This window comes from uncultured Kordia sp., from assembly GCF_947496985.1.
In the GTDB taxonomy this organism is placed as follows: Bacteria; Bacteroidota; Bacteroidia; order Flavobacteriales; family Flavobacteriaceae; genus Kordia.
The window spans coordinates 86,839-106,513 of the sequence record NZ_CANMEZ010000003.1 but is presented as its reverse complement, the minus strand read 5'-3'; the positions used below and the strand labels follow the sequence as shown (position 1 = coordinate 106,513).

Sequence of the window (19,675 nt, the reverse complement as noted above, 5' to 3'; positions counted from 1 at the left end):
TGAGGAAGATAAGTTTGTTTTTTGAGAGTATAAATATTATCTAAAGTTTCTTAACCTTATTATAATTCTTCTACATTTAATGATAATTTCTGAAGCTATAATATTCTAAAATTGAAGTTTTTAATGAAAGATGCCTTAAACAACTTAAATTGTCTAATTTTATAAAGCATATGGATTGAATTATTTTAACAAAGATAATTTCCCTGAAAATTTGATCTAATTACCATTTAATAGTATGTTTTTTCTATTCTTCGATTTTTCAATACATTCAAGTTTTCTAAAAAAAATCTTGATACTATGTATGATATTATTTTCATCTTGTCATTTAATTGCTCAAGACAGAAAAAATGATCCTGAATGGAAAGTCATATATGACTCTTTAATTAAACATTATCATTCGAGAAATGCTGATAGTGTTATTTATTATGCTGAAGAATTATTTACAACAACAAATCAACCTCACGATTCATTAAAAGTTAATGTTGGAGCTATGGTAGCTAGATTTAAAAAAAATGAATCTGAGGCTTTTCATTTTTTAAACTTAACAGAAGCAACATTACTCAAGTCTAGTAAAAACAGAAATTTACTCGGGTGGAATTATTATTATAAAGCAACTTGGTATTACAATAATTCTTTTGATAAGAAAGCATTAAAATATTACTATAAAGCAGATTCTGTTTTTACTGCGATTAACAGAAAATCATTTATATCAGTAATGACAAAAAATGGTATTTGTGATGTTTTAATGGAATCTTTACTCAATGATAAACCTTTATTAATAAATCAAGTAATTCCTTATATAGACGATGGTTTAAAGGTTTCAGATTCAATAGGTTTTAAAGTGCCAAGTTCTATTCTTTTATACAAAAAAGGAGATGTATACTTTACCAAAAACGATTTAGAAACATCAGAGTATTATTATAGAAAATCGTTAGAAATTAGTGTAGAAATTAATAATAACATTAGACAATCATTAATATTTAATCGTCTAGCTAAAATATTTCTTCGCAGAAAATTGTTAGATTCTGCGATAGTTTATCAGGAAAAAGCAGTAGAAAAAGCAAAGACTATAAATAATTTTAAAGTCATTTCTGTAGTTAATTTAGAACTAGGAAAATTATACAATAAAATTGAAAATTATGTAGATGCTGTAAACCACTTGGATTATGCAAAAGAGATGTTGGGAAAATCAAAATCTGCTAGAAAAGAGTTCTATCATGATATTGATTATAATCTAGCTGAAGCTTATTTTGGAAAAAACGAATTTAAGAAAGGATATCGATATTTAAAATCTGCAAAAGAAATTATGGAAGAAGTTCAGCAGATTAAAAATATTGAAAAAATAGAAGAAATAGAATTAAAATTTCAATCTGAAAAGAAAGAACAAGAAATAGCTCTTTTAAAATCTCAGAACGAATTAGTAGCAAAGCAAAAAACAAATCAACGCAACCAATTATTAGGTGTTATTAGTATTACTTCTATAGCTGGTTTATTCTTTTTCTTTTTATATCGAAATCGTAAAAAAACGACGAAAAAACTACAGGAATTAGACAAGGCGAAGTCAAATTTTTTCTCTAATGTCTCACATGAATTTAGAACGCCATTAACGCTCATCTCTGGTCCAATTCAACAACAATTAAAAAAGAAAGATTTGTCAAATGAAGATCGGAGCAATCTTGAAATGATGCAACGAAACTCCGATCGTTTGCTTACGTTGGTAGATCAATTATTAGGCGCATCAAAAATAGAATCAGGACAGGTAACATTACATGTATCAAAAAATAACGTAATCACTTTTGCTGAATCTTTGATTGATAATTTTAGATTTACAACAAAACAAAAACTATTAAAGTTTGAGATTACTACAGAACCTACAATAGTAGAAACTTGGTTTGATAAGGATCTTATTGAAAAAATTATTACGAATTTATTATCAAATGCTGTAAAATACACTCCAGAAAATGGAAAAATTACTTGTAAAGCAGTTGTGAAAAATAATGAGTTTCACTTCGAAATAAAAAATGCTGGAGAACAATTAACAGTTGAAGAAGTAGCGAAGTTGTTTGACCGTTTTTACCAAGTTGATCAACATGTGGAAGGAACTGGAATTGGACTGTCATTCGTCAAAGAAATTGTAAAACTTCATCAAGGAACAATTACGGCTACAAGTGTTGAAAATTGGATAACTTTTAAAGTAATATTACCAATTACTAAAGCTGATTACAAAGATATTAATATTGAAGAAAGTTCTGAAAACAAAAAAACAGAAGAAGGTATCGTCACTTCTAATATGATAGAAGCAAAAAATGATTTTGATGATGATACACCAATCCTTCTAATTGTTGAAGACAATGCAGATGTAAGAATGTATGTCGATTCTATTTTTAAAAGTAATTATAAAATTATACATGCTGAAAATGGACAAGGAGGAATTGATTTGGCAATTCAACATATTCCAGATATCATTATAAGTGATATTATGATGCCAATAAAAAATGGAATTGAGCTATGCAATACGTTAAAAACTGACGAGCGAACAAGTCATATTCCAATTATTTTACTAACTGCTAAAGCTGGTGAAGAAAACGAGATTAAAGGTATCAAAACTGGTGCTGATGATTATATAACGAAACCTTTTAATCACGAACTTTTAAAACTAAAAGTTGAAAACTTATTGGCGAGCATTAAAAAACTACAAGAAAGATTTAGTCAAGAAGTTATTTTAAAACCAACAGAAATTTCAATCAGTTCTACAGATGATTTATTCTTAAATCGCTTGCAAGATGTGTTAGATGATAAGCTGGTTGAATCGACTTTTAATACAGATGATTTTTGCAAATCTATTAATATGAGTAGAATGCAATTGCACAGAAAACTAAAAGCATTATTCAACATGACAACGACAGAATTTATTCGTTCGCAACGTTTAAAATTAGCTGCCGATTTGTTAAAAACTTCTGATGTAACCGTATCACAAGTTGGGTATAGTGTCGGTTTTAATGATCCTGCATATTTTAGCAAACGCTTCAAAGAAGTCTACAATTGCACTCCTACGCAATATGCTAAAAGAGCGAACTAAACATCCTATATTTTAAATATTTTTTCTTTACAAACATAGATATAATCTGTGCTTCAAGCAATGTTACAATAGTTATAGCCTTTGTTACAATGTTTATAGTCTTCAGGCAATAGCACTACTACATTTACCCTTATAAAAATGATTTTAACACAATCAATATAGCGAATGAAACTATATGAAGGGAAATTAAATGAAGTACTAACTGATACTATTTACCTCAACGTAAATGATCTTACAAAAGGTGCTTATACCTTACATATTGTCAATAAAAATAAAGTCATACACACCACAACCTTTAAAAAGTAAGGCTATGAAAAAACACTACTCAATTTTTTGTTTATTATTTTTTTTAAACATTCAACATCATACAGCACAAATATTCAGAAAAGACTCCATCCATGTATTTTCATGGTCAAATGCGAATACTAATTGGTCTCATAACACAAGAGAATTATACACGTTTGATTACGAAGGAACGAAAGAAACCAATCTACTACGTTTGATAGCGAATGGGGGAACTGGTAATTGGGTGAATTTTTATCAATTTAATAAAAACTATAATACTTTAAATAATATAACCGAAAGCATACAGCAAAATTGGAGTAGTGACGCTTGGTCAAATAGCGCAAGAGATACGTATATGTACAATGCACAGAATAATGAAATAGTTTTTCTATATGCCATACGAGTGAATGATATTTGGAGAAGTCAAAGACGAGAAACTAAAATCTATGATGGAAACAATGTCGTTTCTAAAACACTTGAAGAACTTGATGGTTCTAGTCTTGTTCCTGAAGACAGATTCCTATATGAGTACGCAATAGGTTCTGATAGATTAACTCAAGAAATTGAGCAAATCTATTTTGCAGACGTAGACTTTTGGCTCAATGTTGAAAAAAAGGAATACAACTATACCAGTTTTGGAGCATTGCAAAAAGTAGAAAGCTTTGGATTTAATGGAAGTCAAAACGATTTTAATGACAATGGAACTGAACAAACTTTATATACCTATAATGCATTACAACAACTTACGGAACGAACAAGGCAATTACGGATAAGTGGTACCTATAGAAATTTTGAACGTTTTGTGTATGCATATACATTGGGAAATCAGACGGAACTCATTATTCAAGAATGGGTTACTGCAGATGATGTTTGGAGAAATAAATTTAGGCAATTACGAACGTTTGATGTAGATAATAACGAAATAGAACTTATATATCAAGCTTGGAATTCAGACATTAACGATTGGCGAAACTTAAGTCGTACCATATCATTTTGGAGCGCCGCAGAAGCTTTTGATGCTTCGACACTAAGCATAAACTCAATTGGTAAAAACTCGTACTCAGTTGTTGTATATCCAAATCCGACAGCAAATTACATCAACATAAATACTAATACTTCAACGCCAGTTCATTCGGTTACTTTATATAATCTACAAGGAAAACAAATTCTTAAAACAGTAGGCAAAACAAAAATTGATATTGGTCATTTAGCAGCAGGTATGTATTTGGTTAAAATTCATATTGACAACAGCATGATTACTAAAAAAATTAGAATCAATTAAAAATATTGAAAAACGTAAAAATAAGCTCATGAGAAAAATAATTACAGTACTTGTCTTACTATTAATAACAGTTTCAACTTTTGCGCAACAAGGTATTAACTATAAAGCCATCATAAAAGATGATAGTGGCAATGTAATGGCAAATACTGCGATGAATATACAATTTACCATTCATGAAAACACAGCAACAGGAACAATTGTATATCAAGAAAGTCATAATTTTACAACAGATGCAAACGGATTGGTTATACTTACTATAGGTACAAGCGCATTAATAAGTGTAGGTACATTCTCAGCTATAGATTGGGCTGCAGATGTACATTTTTTACAAGTAACAGTTTCCTATAGCGGCGGTATCATAGATTTTGATGCCACTCAATTTATGGCAGTGCCTTATGCTTTAAATGTTAGTAAAAATATAAATGATTTATCCGATGGTAAATCTCGTGGTCGTTCATTATACATAGGCGATGATGCTGGTTTGAATGATGATGCATTCATTACGGGTCCAGTTTTAACGTTTACGAATAACGTTGGTATTGGGCATTATGCATTAAATAAAAATACATCAGGATCTTACAATACTGCAATAGGTCTTGATGCTTTATCTGAAAACATAACTGGATTTAGTAATGTAGCTGTAGGCGCTGGAGCTTTACAAGGAAATACATCTGGACAAAGAAATACTGCAGTTGGGAGAAACTCATTGAGGTTAAATACAATAGGAGAATCTAACACCGCAATTGGATATAGATCATTAAGTGCTAATACTGAAGGCGATAATAATATTGCATTAGGAAATTTCACTCTAAATGACAACACAACAGGGAATTTTAATACAGCTATTGGAATAGAAGCTTTAAGTGATAATACGACAGGATATAGTAATATAGGGATTGGATTAGGAGCTCTAGGCGATAATGAGACAGGGTATCTCAATATAGCGATAGGTCAATATTCAGGAATAAATAATGCTTCGGGAACCGGAAATATTTATATAGGAAATAGTTCTGGTAGTTCAACAACAGCAGGAAGTAACAAATTATATATTAACAATGGTCAGTCGGATATGCCACTAATTTATGGCGAGTTTGATACAAACCTATTACGTATAAACGGAACCTTCAATGTTACACAAGACATGAGTGTAGACGGTACTTTAGATGTCGCCGAAACAATTAACACGCAAACAATTAACACAGAAGAAGTCAATACATCCACAACAGGTACTGCAAATTTAATACCTATTGCCTATGGCATTGTTGAATCTACTGGAAGTGTGTTAAGTGGTACTGGAAATTTTACTGCGTTTTTAAGTGGTAATGTATTTATTATAGATGTTAATGGCACAGAATCATTGAACTATAGTAATACAGTAGCTATCATAACACCAATTTCCACTACGGCTAGAACTTCAACTACTATCCTTTCTGATGGCAATGGAGATAGCGATGTAGACCTTAATGTACGCATCTTTACTGCTAGTGGTACACAAGTAACAACAACTTTTCAGTTTGTTATTTATAAATTATAAGAAATGATCATCATGAGAACAAAATATATAGTACTAATAGTATTACTAGTAAGTCATATTGGGTTTACTCAAACCATAGAAAAATATAGTATTGATAGTGGTGGAGCATCAGCTACAGCTGAAGGAATAGAAATACTCTACACTATCGGAGAAACAAACATACAAGAATATTCTACTACAACGCTTTCTGTTTCTGAAGGTTTTATAACAACAAATTTTAAGATTAATATCAATCCAAAAATATTTTTACAAGGACCACTTTTAAATCCAGCAACAGCTGGATTAATGAATGATGATTTAAGATCAAATGATCATTTACCAATTACATCTCCGTATGCAGATACAGCTACCGTAGTAGCAACTGTTTTCAATTTAGGTGGAACTTCTGGAACAGGAATGACACAAAACGATATTGTAGATTGGGTTTGGATAGAAATACGCCAAGCAAATGACGATACAAAAATAGTGCGCGCACAATCAGCATTAGTACAGAGAGATGGAGATATTGTAGATTTAGATGGTGTTTCAACACTAGAATTAAACGCAGCACCAACCAATTATTATGTAGTTATAAAACATAGAAATCATTTGGGAATAATGTCTGCCAATGTAATTACGCTCAATAGTTCTGTGACAAGTGTCGATTTTACCAATCCGACAACTCAGACTTTTGGCTCCAATGCGCAAACGGTTTTTGGAATTCCTACAGGTACAGTTGCTATGTGGGCAGGAGACGCAAATGGAGATGCAATCGTACAATACTCAGGAACTACGCCTGATTCACCAAGTATTTTATCGCTCGTGCTGAATGATGCAGGTAATTTTTTAAGTTTCCCAACATTTGTAGTCAGCGGATACAACATGCATGATGTCAATATGGACGGAAATACACAATACACAGGAACTTCGCCTGATACTCCTATCATCTTACAAAACGTATTGGCACATCCAGGGAATTTTTTAAACTTTAGTACCTATCAAATCCTAGAACAACTACCAACAAACTAAAATATATAGTATGATTAAAACCGTACTATTATTTTAATAAAGGTTTCTGTAGGACGATTTGTAAAATTTTCTCATATAAAAAAAAGAAAGCCTTACTATTGCTAGTAAGGCTTTTGTCTTGTGACCGCGAGCATTCAAAGTTCGAACTTTTTGGTAGAGGATTTGAGGGAGATTAATGTGTTTATAAAATCAATTAGTTGAGTTTTAAAATTTTTAATTCGGCATTTTTGTTTAAAATAATAAAGTGCGTTACGCCACGTATCTCAATTTTTTGAATGGATTTTGCTTCCGAATGATTGAGATAACTAGAATCTTTTGCATATTGATACGTTTCGTTGTCGTTTCCTACTAATATATAGCCTTTAGAAGCATCGTAACGAATGGTTTCTACTTCTGCATCATAGACATTTCCAACACCAAAAATATCTAGAGAACCATCAGTATTAAAATCGTGTGTTGCTATACTTAAGGTTGGTCCAAATTGTGCATGATTGGGTAATCGTTGCTCTTTAAAAGTACCATCACCATTATTTTTAAGAATGATCGATTCAAAATTTGTTACTTCTAAATGTGTAGCATTGGCTAAGTTATCTTGTCCGTATATTTCAGTCAATGTAGAAGTTGCAAACTCTTTATAGGTTTTTATTTTATTATTTAAAACTGGAGTTTGTTGAGAAGAACATTGTTTCCCGCGAACTGGAAGTAATTCTCCCGTTTTAGAAACTTTACTCAACGCCATATCAAAAGAAGTATTTTGATCTAAATTCCCCGCATATATATGCAAAGGTTTTTCTTTGGTTGGGTGAAATTTATTGTTCGTTCCCCAATTTCCTATGATGTAATCTTTGTCACCATCGTTATCAATATCTGCTTCTGTAATGCATTGATACCAACCTATAGTTTTGTTAAGTTCAGGAAGATTTTTTTTTTCAAATTCTCCGTTATTGTTTTCAAATATGGTAATTGGCATCCATTCGCCAACAACAATTAAATCTAAATCGCCATCCGCATCATAATCCGTAAATAGTGCATCATTGACTAGTTGTAATTCTGAAATTTCAGAAATGACCTCATCATTCGTATTTGTAAATTTTCCGTTTTCATTTTTCAACAAATATGATGTTTCCGCAAGTGGATATTTCCCATGTGTTGTATTTCCACCAATAAAAATATCAATGTCACCATCTTTATCAAAATCGCCACTTGTAATCGCTTTTGTATTTGTTTGTATTTTAGGCAAGCGGTTGGACTTTGTATAGTTTCCTTTTCCATCATTTATATACAATCGATCTTGTAACAACACACTGTTTTCTTCATTTTCATAACCACCAGAAGTTACATATAAATCCAAATCTTTATCATTATCAACATCTATAAATTGTGCATTTGTGTCTTCATATTTTTTCTCTCCTTCAAACAACTTTTGACTTTTCTCAGTAAATGTTCCATCACTTAGCTGAACATATAACTTCCCTGAAACACCTTTTGCATTTCCCACAAAGAAATCATCTAAACCGTCATTATTCACATCTGCCACAGCTAAAGGATTTCCTTTTTCAGATTGCTTTTGTGGTAAAAGTACTTGCAATTCAAAATCATCAAAATCATTTTCTTTTTGAGCATATTCAATTCCTAAATCAGTAGGATTTATAATTTCAAACAACCCTGTTGAACTCGGTTTTTCTACTTTCTTCTGTGTTGCGTTTTTATAATTTAAGGTCGTTAATGCATCAATTTTGACATTAGAAAGTAATTGTTTTTTACCATCTTGCCAATAAACCTCAACGCTATCTATTTTTGTGATTTCTCCTAAACCAAAATGCAATTTATTCGTAACTGATGATTGGTAACCTCTACTCAACAACAATGTTTTGGATTGCTGTAATCCGTCAGCATATACATGAACCGTAGTTCCGACTCCATTTTTATTTTGATCAGTTCCGACTAGAGAAAAAGTAACAGCGTTTCCGTCTGAATGGTTTTTATAAATCTGTGCTTCCGCAGATTGATTATTTGTGATGATATCTAAATCTCCATCGTTGTCTAAATCAGCATATACAGCTCCGCTAGAATTCACTTTGACATCAAAACCCCAATCTTTAGTTTTGTTAGAAAAAGTAAGATCGTGATTGTTTTGAAAAATATAATTGTTTAATGTATTTGAAGGCATCATGTTGATTGCTTCTTCCAAGGAAACTTTTTTACGATTTTGAATGTTGGTTTTCATTTGATTTCTGAAATCCTGATTGGAAAGATCGTGTTCAATTCCATTGGTCACAAATACATCATTGAATCCATCATTGTCAAAATCGGCAATTAATGGCGCCCAACTCCAATCGGTTTTTGCAATACCTGACAACTGCCCTATTTCGCTAAAAGTTCCGTCACCATTATTGAGTTGTAACATATTAGACATGTATTGATGGTGATAACCTGCATTAACAACAGCATGGAAATTTTCCGTACTCATCGTTGCCATATTTTCTTTGCTTCTGATGTGATCTTCCGCTAACATATCTAACACAATCAAATCTGGTTGTAAATCATTGTTTATATCTGCATAATCCGATCCCATACTGTTTGCAGAAATATGCTTGAAACGTTCTAGAATTTCATCTTTAAAAGTACCATCACCTTGATTTATATATAAAAAATCAGGCTCTAAAAAGTCGTTTGCCACATAAATATCTGGAAGATTGTCATTATTAAAATCACCTATAGAAGCACTCAAACCCCAAGCTTTATTTTCAATACCTGCACTACGTGTTACATTGGTAAAACGTTGTCCATCATTTCTAAATAATTGATCTGAATTGTACGGTTCTTTTTGTTGTTGAATTCGAGGATCAATGTTGGTGTTATTGCGAAAATCAAAACGATGATTTACCAAGTACAAATCTAAATCACCATCTGTATCATAATCAAAGAAATACGCCTGTGTAGAAAACCCAAAATGATCAATTCCGTATGCAGCAGCACTTTCCTTAAACGTATTGTCTTTCTGATTGATGTATAGTTTGTTCTTTCGAAGATTATGGTTTTTTAAAGATCCTGATTTACACACATAAATGTCTAACCAGCCATCATTATTAATATCAATCATACTCACACCAGTTGTCCAACCATCTTCATCAGATACTTTCGCTGTTTTAGTAATATCTTCAAACTCGAAACCACCTTTGTTTACATACAACGCATTACTTCCTTGATTTGAAGAAAAATACACATCTTCCAATCCATCATTATTAATGTCACCTACCGCAATTCCGCCGCCATTGTATATGTATGAATAGTTTAAGAAGTTAAAGTATAGATTCTCTTTTACCTCATTTTTGAAATGAACATTTGTGTGCTCGTTGTTTACCAAACTAAATAATGTAGCACTCTTTTCCGCTGTTTTTTCAGCACAACCAATGCATAAAAAAAGTATCGCGAAGTAAAAGATTTTATGTTTTTTCAAAAATATCATTTCAGGAGATTTATTTAGTATTAATTGCTGTCATTCCAGTCTAAGCTTTTATAATGCTTTGCCAGATAGTTTTTAACAATAGAGATATCTTCCTTCGCTGTTAAATCAGGAACATGTTCTGATAATGGAATGCCTTCAACTGTGCCCGGATGATCTTTTACCATATTTAATAAAGCAGTAGGCAATTCTTTTTCATTTCTAGTTGTATGTACAGGACAATCTTTGAGATAGTCAAAAAAAGTAGCTCCTTTAAATTTAAAGATGTTCATACTCACTCTCAATACACCAGAAGCATCTTTGTAATCATCAACTTCATCTAAGGCAGGTTTTTCTATAATGTCTACTAATTGATTTTTCACATTCAGCTTAGCCAAAGCAAAACGTGCAATTCTTTCCATAGAAAACTCCAAAGCATCTCTGTCGTATCCAATAAAAGCATGATCGCTTGTTGTTTTTCGTAATGCTAAAAATGCATTAGATGAATATAAATTATCACTATTACAAACCGTATAGTACTGTGTGTTCAATTCAGGATATTGTGTAACAGCCTGATATACGGCATCTGCAGTACCAAATGGCTTGATTCTTCCTTGCGGAATATGTTGCGTAGCAAAGGAAATGTTGAGTCCATGAAAAACATTGTCTTTTTCCTTACTTCCATAGAATTGTTTAAATAATTCACTTTGTTTCCCAACAACAATATAGATGTTTTTATATCCAGCTAACTTTGCATTGTAGAGTAAATAATCGAGTATTGGTCGTCCATCAGGATTTACACTGATGAGACTTTTACTTCGTTGATTTGCTTCTACTATTTCTTGCTCACTTAAGTCAATAACTGTTGTTTGCTTTTTCATTCTTGAAGAAGCGCCTCCTGCCAATATGATTAAGTTTGTATGCATAATTATACGATTCTAGCTCCAGTATCTATAGCTACTAAATACACGTCTACAGCTCCAGCATTTTTAATACTATCAATTACTTGTTGTTCTTTTCCTTCTGGCGCTAAAGCTACTATACTTCCACCTTTTCCGGAACCTACTATCTTTGCTCCTAATGCGCCATTAGCTAATGCGGCATCAATCATATTATCAATTCTTGGAACTGTAATATGAAGTAAGTCTCTTAAAACTTCATGATGTTGATACATTAAATCACCTATTGTTTTATAGTTCAATTTTTCTTTTTGAAATTCAACCAATGCTTTTCGTGTAATCAAATAATTTAAAACTGCCGCACGGAAATACGGTTGCAAATCTGTGGTTAGATAACTTTCATAGGTTTTTATATCATCTTTTTCAACCTTTCTTATATCAAAATTTGGATCAATTTCTTTTATCTTTTCAATAGATCGTAAAGCGTTTTCTTTTAATTCTTTCAGTGTGCCCAAAGTGTCTTTAGGAATACCAGATTCACCAATAATCAATCCTGGTAATTTTTTAGGAATGGTTTCGTATGCTGAACTTTCGTCCGTTTCCAGATATATAATATTACCTAAGCTAATACTATATTGATCCATTTTTCCTCCAGATGATTTTTGCTCTACTACTTCTGCTTCATACGCAATTTGAGCAATAAATTCTTGTGTCACTTCTTGATTACATCCGAAAGCTTCTAGTAAAAATTGCACCCAAGCTACCACAACTGCTGATGAACTTGAAAGTCCCGCATTGATAGGAATTGTTCCTGTGATCGTAATATCAAATCCTTTTGTTGGAATACAGTTATATTTTTTCAAAACTTTTAAAACTGCTAAAAAATGATCTCCAATGACGTCTGTATGTTCATTTACAGCATCAATTTGTATTGTTCTTTGTTCGTTAATATCTGGTTTTGATATATTGAAACATGCAGAATTATTTTCTACAGCTACTAATTTGATAAATTTATCAATTGCACAAGTAATAACTGGCAAACCTAAGTAATCTTGATGATCGCCAAAAAGACAAGTTCTTCCAGAAGCTAATGATATTATTTTCTTCATTAGTAGGTGTTTTTAATCCAATTGTACGGTGTGCGTTTTACCCACATACCTCTTGTAAAATCTGGAAAATCTTGTGGCGCGCCATTGTTTTCAATTGAAGCTTCAGAAAGTGGTGTAATTGCACTCCAAGCTGCCGCATCATACGCGTCTAATGGCGGTGCAATGTTTTGCTTTGCAGATTCGACAAAAGCATTCAATACAAAAAAGTCCATTCCGCCATGACCTGAACCTGCGGCATATTCACCATATTTTTGCCATAATGGATGATCGTATTTTTTGAGCCATTCGTCAGCAGCATCCCAACGATGTGGATCTGACTTTCCTTCTATATATATTCTATTTCCATCTACTTCCCACAAACCATTTGCGCCTTGCACTCTAAAACCTAATGAATACGGTCTTGGTAAGTTACAATCATGCGTTACAATAATGGTTTCTCCTTTGGCTGTTTCAATGGTTGTGGTAATGACATCTCCTTGTTTGAATTTTACTTTTGCATTCGGATGATCTTCTCCTCCATGTTTTACAATATAATTGTGAAGTCCAATAGCTTTTGAAGCATTTGATGTTAAGGAAACAAAACGATTTCCTCTATTAATATCACACATTGTTGCTATTGGCCCAACACCATGTGTAGGATATACGTCACCATTTCTTAATACAGAATGTTGTGTTCGCCATTTAGATTCTGAAATTCCTTTTTCGCCAAATTCAACACCTTTTCCATACGGAGTTTTTCCATCGTTCAATTTTACAAAACGTAAATCATGTTGGTAACCACATCTAAAGTGAACCAATTCTCCAAAAACATTTTGACGTACCATATTCAATACAGCCATTACATCGCGGCGGTAATTTACATTTTCTAAAATCATCAGATGAGAACCTGTAGCTTCATGTGTATTTACTAAATCCCAACATTCTTCTAAGGTATTGGCAGCCGATACTTCTAAACCTGTATATTTTCCTGCTTTCATGGCATCAACAGCCATTTTGGTATGCCATAACCAAGGTGTAGATATGATTACAGCATCTACTTCTTTTAGGTCTAATAAATTTCTATAATCATAATCAGATTTACCAAAGACTTTCGGTTTCTTATAACCAGCTTCTTCAATCTTTTTTAATGCAATTTCTATTCGTTTAGGGTCTATATCACAAATAGCAGTTACTTCAATATCTTTTCGCTGTAAAGAGTTATTTAAATGATTCGTTCCTCGGAGTCCAACTCCTATAAAGGCTAGTTTAAGTTTTTGCTTGTTTGTATTTAATATAGATCCAAAAGCTAGGTTTGGAACCATAGAAATACCTACGCCAGCAGCAGCTATTTTTTTTATGAAATTTCTTCTCGATTTCATCCTGTTTTTTTTGGTTTGGTTAAGATATCTATAAAACTAGGAAATTATCTGAGAAGTTTGAAGCTGTTATAAGAAAACTACTCTTTTATAAATTTCCAAGATGTGTTACTGTTTTGACTATATAGTTTTATAAAATATACACCGTTTGGTAACTTGTTTACAATTATACGATCTAGGTTATTCTTTTTTGTAAGCACTAATTTCCCGTTCAGATCAAAAATTTCGATGCTGATTAACGGATTGGTTGTATTTTTTATATGAATTTCATTTTTCACTGGATTCGGATAGATTTCAATTGGATCAATAGTAGCATCTAAAACACTTAAAGAGGGAACATTTACAGTTCTAGTATAGCTATGTTCTATACCACATTTAGTCGCTGTAAGTGTTACTTGATAATCTCCTATTGCAGCATAGGTATGCACTGGATTTTCTTGTGTTGAAGTATTAGTATCTCCAAAATTCCAAGTTACGCTATCATATTCATTTTCTGAAGTAAATGTCACTTCATTCATATTTGTAACATGATTGAAATATGCTGTAAAATTCCATGTATTCAAATCATCAAAAACAATTGTTTTCGCAGCCAATTTTATAGCATTCGCAGTAGCTGTTGGCAACGTGGAATTCCATGTAATTAAAGTTGGATCTTTTTTGTAAATCATCGTATAAAATGCACATGCTGCTGCATATGAACCTGCTAATGAAGGGTGAGAACCATCTCCAGTGTACAAATCAATATTTGGCAGATTGGCACGTATATAACGCCAAACAGCTCCTACAGGAGATACTTGTGCATTGTTTTGTTCTGCCATCAAAATGTAGGTAGCTCTAATTGCATCATCCATACCTGCATACGTACAAACCCACGGAGCAGAAGCACAATTATTTGCATCTCCATTTTCTCGTCCCCAAGTCATATAAAATAAAGGTACTGTACACGCATTATTAGTTCGTATGGTATTAATTAGAGATGCTGCATGCGGATATAATTCGACTTCCATTTGCGCTTGTCCCCAAGAAGTTTCCTGACTTTGCGCTTGTATGGCTACAAAATCCCAATTATCTGCATTGATTTTATTAATCGTTGTTGTATTGGTGACATGATTCATCAATCGATGTCCTCCTGGCGTATTAGCGTCATAAATTAGTATATTGCCAGTATTGGTAGCCATATTACTTATCAATGATGGTAAATTATTAGATGCAGTATAACTATTTCCAAGGAATAATACTTTTTTAGTGTCTTGCGCTATTAGCATACAAGAGCATAAAATAGCTATGAAGTATAGTAGGTTTCTTTTTGTCATTTGTGTTGGTTTGCTAATAAAACACTTATCGAAGTTTTTATCCTACCAATATTTTTAAAAAAATCAATTTAGTTCTACATGAAAGTTATCTTCTCTTAAGTGATGAATTAAGTTTTCCATAGGTCTTCTCACAAAACTAGTAGCTAAGAGTCCTTTTTTGCTTAATTCACTATTTATAAAATCTTTCCCATGATATGCTATAGACCCTACAAAATGTAACGGAACAGTTTTCAGTTCTTCGCGATATTGTAAAATATGATTTTCAATAAACTTAGCCATTCCTTTTGCAAGTAACTTAGCAATGTATGTATGTTCTCTATTCTCAAACATGAATTTTGCAAACTCCGCTAAGTATCTATTTGGTGTTGCAGATTTGTATAGCTTATCAACTACTTTTTTCTCTTTTAAGTTGAATGTAGCTTCAAAAGAAAGACGTAGTTCTTCTGGCATTTTTTTATAGAAATAGCCTCGCAACAATCTTTTCCCAAAATAATTTCCGCTTCCTTCATCCATCACCATATAACCTAACGAAGGTATTTTTGAGTGCGTCGTGTGTCCATCAAAATAACAACAATTAGAACCTGTACCAAGTATGCAAACAACTGCAGGCTCATTGGTAGTTGCCCAAACAGCAGCCATAATATCTTCTCTTACGATAGCTGTAGCATTTTCAAAGAAGGAGTTTAAAATGAGTTCAACTTTAGCTTGATTTTTTTTAGTACCACAACCAGCTCCAAAAAAACAGACAGAGGTAATTTTGTCTTTATGTGCCGAAAGTTTTGAATTCTCAGTGATGATTTTTTGGAATTCCTTTTTACTTAAAATAACAGGATTTAGTCCTTTCGTTCTAATTCGTAAAGGCAGTTTTTCCTTACTTTCATACAATATCCAATCACATTTTGTAGAACCGCTATCTGCTATTAATACCATTTGTTTCGTTTTAGGAGTTTTTTGCTAATAGATTGTACACAGACATGATCTCGTCAATCATATCAATGCCTTTTTGAAGCACTTTACTTTTTAAATGAATTTCGGCAACAACGATAGTGTCGCTTTCAGTATCACTTTTTATATGAAATTTTCCTTCTGGAAAAAAAACATGCAATCCATTTGATTCATCTTGTAAATACAAATCAAATTCACCGCTTACCCAATTTATAAATTTCTGATAAAGCTTTGAAGATGAGAACGTGGTTTTACGAATCAATTGATGGTAAGGACTTGTAAATGTTATGTTTGTTTCGTTATCCACTTTTTAGTTGTTTTAAGCACTTAAATTTAGTTGCTCGTTTTCAATTTTTCTTAATAATTTTTTCACACAGCTTTGACCAGTTTTAAAGCCGTCTTTTTCTGAATCAGTATTATTTTCTTCAATTATATCTGAAGAAAATTTGATGTTATTTTTAATATATACTACTGGTAAGCCTCTGTTAGCAACACGCTGAATGTGAGTTGCTTTTTTTGATGCAACGGTTTCTTTTATAGAAGAAAAAATCAAGCCATCTATAATGTTACTTTCGGATAGCAATTTCGTATACGCGATTTCTTTTTTATAGTCATTACACGATTGATATACCATGATTTTGTAATCATTTTTAGATGATTCTTCCGTAATTCCAATTAAAGATTCTAAAAAGAAAGCATCTTTTAAATCGGGTAAAATCACACCTAATATTAAACTCCTTTTATTTCGCAAAGCCGTAGCTATGATATTGGGTTTGTAATTAAGTGACCTTGCTACTTCGAGTACTTTACTTTTTGTAGCAACGCTTATTTCTGGGCTATCATTTAAAGCTTTTGAAACTGTAGATATAGACAACTCTAAGATAGTTGCCATATCTTTTAATGTAACATTTATTGGTTTTTTACTTGAGTTGAACATCTTTTTATTATTTAGTCAGATAATTTGATTTACAGAAAAGTAATAGCTTCTCTAACGAATCTACAATCACTAATTCTGTATCAGCAAATGGCTCTCTAAGTTGTTTGATATAATTTTTACATAAATTGAATTCTTCCGATGTAATTTTTTTAGTTTGAAGTGACACTTGTAATGATTTCGAAATAGCCGCTAAGTTTTCAGATAAAGATTCTAAAGGTTGTACAATTGGATTTTTTGAAATTTTCACAAACGCATCATGATTTGCTTCCCATTTGTTTAAATAATCATTTATTTTTTGATTACTCTTTTCACTTTTATCATTCATAAGTTGTGATACATTTTTATTAAAAATAAGCGCATCTTTAGCATCAGCGGTACATGCATCAGCAAATAATGTAAAAGGAGAAAAAGATTTGTATTCTGTACCGCCTTCGTTTCGTGTATATATCTTTAATGGTTCGCAAATATTTGATAGCGTAATTAATGAATTAATATCTTCACCTTTAACCATATTTCGCAGAATAACATCTCTATTGCGAATGTGCGTAATTCCTAATTCTTCTAATTGAAGGCTTACAGTCGACATTCTCTTCATCATATTATCAACATCATTTACTTCTTTAGCAGACCAATAGCGCTCTGCAATTGCTGCAGTTCTAGGCCAAATCCTAGAATCAATAGTTAACGGAGTTACGAGTTCGCTCCACATCGTAGCTTCTGCACCTAAAATTCGTTTGCGTTCTTCTGTAGTAAGTACTGCATCTCCAATTGGATCAACTGTATAATGATGCTTTACAGAAAGCATTCTGTCTATATAATATCCATTAGAAAGTACGGCGTTATATCCCTTTTTTGCCGCAGCAATTAGCGTGCTACTTTCCAAACCTTCATTTGTACCTCTCCAAGAATGAATTACTGCTGTTGTTGGCATCGTAGGTGTCATAATTTCATCCCAACCCATCAATTTTTTGTTGAGCTTTTTTAAGATTTTTTCCAATCGAATATTGAAATACGTTTGTAAGTCATGATTCGTTTTTAAATCGTGTTTCTTTTTGAATTTTTGAATTTCTTTGTTTTCTGTCCAATGCTTCCCTTCGTTTTCATCACCACCAATATGAAAATATTCATCTGGAAATAACGGAGCAATTTCAGTAAACAGATTTTTTAAGAAAACATATGTTTCTTCTTTCGTCGGGTTTAATGTTGGGTCAAAAACACCAGCATATCTTTCGATGCTATTTTTGTAACCATCTTTACTACCTAATTCTGGATATGCTGTTAGAAAAGCAGAAGCATGACCAGGCACATCAAATTCTGGTATCACTCTAATTCCTAAATTGGAAGCATATTGTACTACATCTTTTATTTGTGCTTGTGTATAATATAAACCGTCGGACGCAAGTTGTTGTAGTTTTGGATATACTTTAGATTCAACTCTGAATCCTTGATCATCCGTTAAATGCCAATGAAAAACATTCAGTTTCACAGACGCCATTGCATCTAAATTTCGTTTTATAACAGCTACAGGTTGAAAATGTCTGGCAACATCAATCATTAAACCTCTCCAAACAAATCGTGGTGCATCTTGAATCTGAACACCAGAAAAGTAATATTCAGAAGTATTGTGTGTTGTTAACTGTAGTAAAGTTTCTAGCGCTCTTAAAGCGCCAACATCTGTTTTTGCTTGTATTAAAACTGCATCACTTTTAACTTCCAAGGTATACGATTCATCCTGATGTATTGTTAAATCAGAAACTGTTTCAAAGTTAATTTTAATAGACGCCGTATTACTTTCTACAGGAAAACCTGTATCAATAAAAACGCCTGTTCTACCAGAAAGTCTTCTTAGAAATTTAGTAGCAGCTTTATGCACTCTTTCCTTTGAATCGTTCCCGAGAATAGTGATTGTAAGCGTTTCGTTTATCTTGAATTGAGAATTATTTTCTTGGACTTCTTGTGGCCAAGGCATTAAGTTATACTTCTCTGACAATGTATGTTGAGAAGTTGCTAATTGGCTAAAAAGTCCAACGAGTATGATGAGAATAATTCTTTTCATTTCTTTAGTTTAATGTATTTTTCTATAATATATCTATCCATTCCTGCAGCTTCTACTTTTTCAATTCCAGATTGAATTAAAGTATCTCCTTTTATTTCAATTGTAAAAGAGAATGGATGATTTTTTATAGCTTCTACAGCTGTAAAATTCAAAATTTCAGTATAGTTATCACCTTGTAAAGTGTACGTACCTGCGCCTCCATAAAAGTTAGCATTGCTATTATTTTCTTGATTGAAAAAAGCAAAATGACTTTTATTTATAATTTTTATAAAAGTTGTATTTGATAGATCTTTTAGTTCGATACTGTCACCTTCTATGATTTCAGCATACACCATTTTCCAAGTGCCTTCTATATTTTTTGATTCTTCTTTTTTAACACAATTACTAAGACCGAAAAGCATTAAGAAAAGAAGTATGATATTTTTCAT

14 protein-coding genes are annotated in these 19,675 nt (G+C 32.2%); 4 read left to right on the top strand and 10 right to left on the bottom strand.

Going from position 1 to position 19,675, the window contains the following annotated elements:
- Positions 1-301 precede the first annotated feature (301 nt).
- The 4 genes from Q0828_RS08850 to Q0828_RS08835 all read left to right on the top strand — a co-directional run bounded on the left by Q0828_RS08850 (position 302) and on the right by Q0828_RS08835 (position 7,188).
- Complete coding sequence (locus tag Q0828_RS08850) at positions 302-3,079, top strand: response regulator (RefSeq protein WP_298419708.1); 2,778 nt, start codon at positions 302-304, stop codon at positions 3,077-3,079.
- Positions 3,080-3,389: 310 nt separating this feature from the next.
- Complete coding sequence (locus Q0828_RS08845) at positions 3,390-4,646, top strand: T9SS type A sorting domain-containing protein (protein WP_298419706.1); 1,257 nt, start codon at positions 3,390-3,392, stop codon at positions 4,644-4,646.
- 28 nt (positions 4,647-4,674) lie between these two features.
- The gene (locus Q0828_RS08840) at positions 4,675-6,180 is read left to right on the top strand and encodes a hypothetical protein (protein ID WP_298419704.1); all 1,506 of its coding nucleotides are present in this window, start codon (positions 4,675-4,677) and stop codon (positions 6,178-6,180) included.
- 12 nt (positions 6,181-6,192) lie between these two features.
- Positions 6,193-7,188: a hemagglutinin protein gene (locus Q0828_RS08835; RefSeq protein ID WP_298419702.1), complete on the top strand. Its 996-nt coding sequence runs from the start codon at positions 6,193-6,195 to the stop codon at positions 7,186-7,188.
- A 193-nt stretch (positions 7,189-7,381) separates the two neighbouring features.
- On the opposite strand, the gene Q0828_RS08830 is transcribed toward Q0828_RS08835, so the two are convergent.
- The 10 genes from Q0828_RS08830 to Q0828_RS08785 form a co-directional block, all read right to left on the bottom strand.
- The gene (locus tag Q0828_RS08830; RefSeq protein WP_298419700.1) at positions 7,382-10,648 is read right to left on the bottom strand and encodes a VCBS repeat-containing protein; all 3,267 of its coding nucleotides are present in this window, start codon (positions 10,646-10,648) and stop codon (positions 7,382-7,384) included.
- A gap of 29 nt (positions 10,649-10,677) precedes the next feature.
- Positions 10,678-11,559 carry a sugar phosphate nucleotidyltransferase gene (locus tag Q0828_RS08825; protein ID WP_298419698.1) on the bottom strand — a complete coding sequence of 294 codons (882 nt, stop codon included), beginning with the start codon at positions 11,557-11,559 and terminating at the stop codon, positions 10,678-10,680.
- A gap of 2 nt (positions 11,560-11,561) precedes the next feature.
- Positions 11,562-12,641: a galactokinase family protein gene (locus Q0828_RS08820; RefSeq protein ID WP_298419697.1), complete on the bottom strand. Its 1,080-nt coding sequence runs from the start codon at positions 12,639-12,641 to the stop codon at positions 11,562-11,564.
- Positions 12,641-13,999 (bottom strand): Gfo/Idh/MocA family oxidoreductase, encoded by a 1,359-nt coding sequence (locus Q0828_RS08815; RefSeq protein WP_298419695.1) that lies wholly within the window; start codon positions 13,997-13,999, stop codon positions 12,641-12,643. The genes Q0828_RS08820 and Q0828_RS08815 overlap by 1 nt, the downstream gene beginning before the upstream one ends.
- 77 nt (positions 14,000-14,076) lie before the next feature.
- Positions 14,077-15,309, bottom strand: a complete 1,233-nt coding sequence (locus tag Q0828_RS08810) for a T9SS type A sorting domain-containing protein (RefSeq protein ID WP_298419693.1) — start codon at positions 15,307-15,309, stop codon at positions 14,077-14,079.
- Positions 15,310-15,372: 63 nt separating this feature from the next.
- Complete coding sequence (locus Q0828_RS08805) at positions 15,373-16,239, bottom strand: BadF/BadG/BcrA/BcrD ATPase family protein (RefSeq protein ID WP_298419691.1); 867 nt, start codon at positions 16,237-16,239, stop codon at positions 15,373-15,375.
- A gap of 10 nt (positions 16,240-16,249) precedes the next feature.
- Positions 16,250-16,561, bottom strand: a complete 312-nt coding sequence (locus Q0828_RS08800) for a hypothetical protein (RefSeq protein WP_298419689.1) — start codon at positions 16,559-16,561, stop codon at positions 16,250-16,252.
- 12 nt (positions 16,562-16,573) lie between these two features.
- On the bottom strand, positions 16,574-17,146 hold the full coding sequence (locus Q0828_RS08795; RefSeq protein WP_298419687.1) for a LacI family DNA-binding transcriptional regulator: 573 nt from the start codon (positions 17,144-17,146) through the stop codon (positions 16,574-16,576).
- 52 nt (positions 17,147-17,198) lie between these two features.
- Complete coding sequence (locus tag Q0828_RS08790; protein WP_298419685.1) at positions 17,199-19,247, bottom strand: family 20 glycosylhydrolase; 2,049 nt, start codon at positions 19,245-19,247, stop codon at positions 17,199-17,201.
- Complete coding sequence (locus Q0828_RS08785; protein WP_298419683.1) at positions 19,244-19,675, bottom strand: lipocalin family protein; 432 nt, start codon at positions 19,673-19,675, stop codon at positions 19,244-19,246. The genes Q0828_RS08790 and Q0828_RS08785 overlap by 4 nt, the downstream gene beginning before the upstream one ends.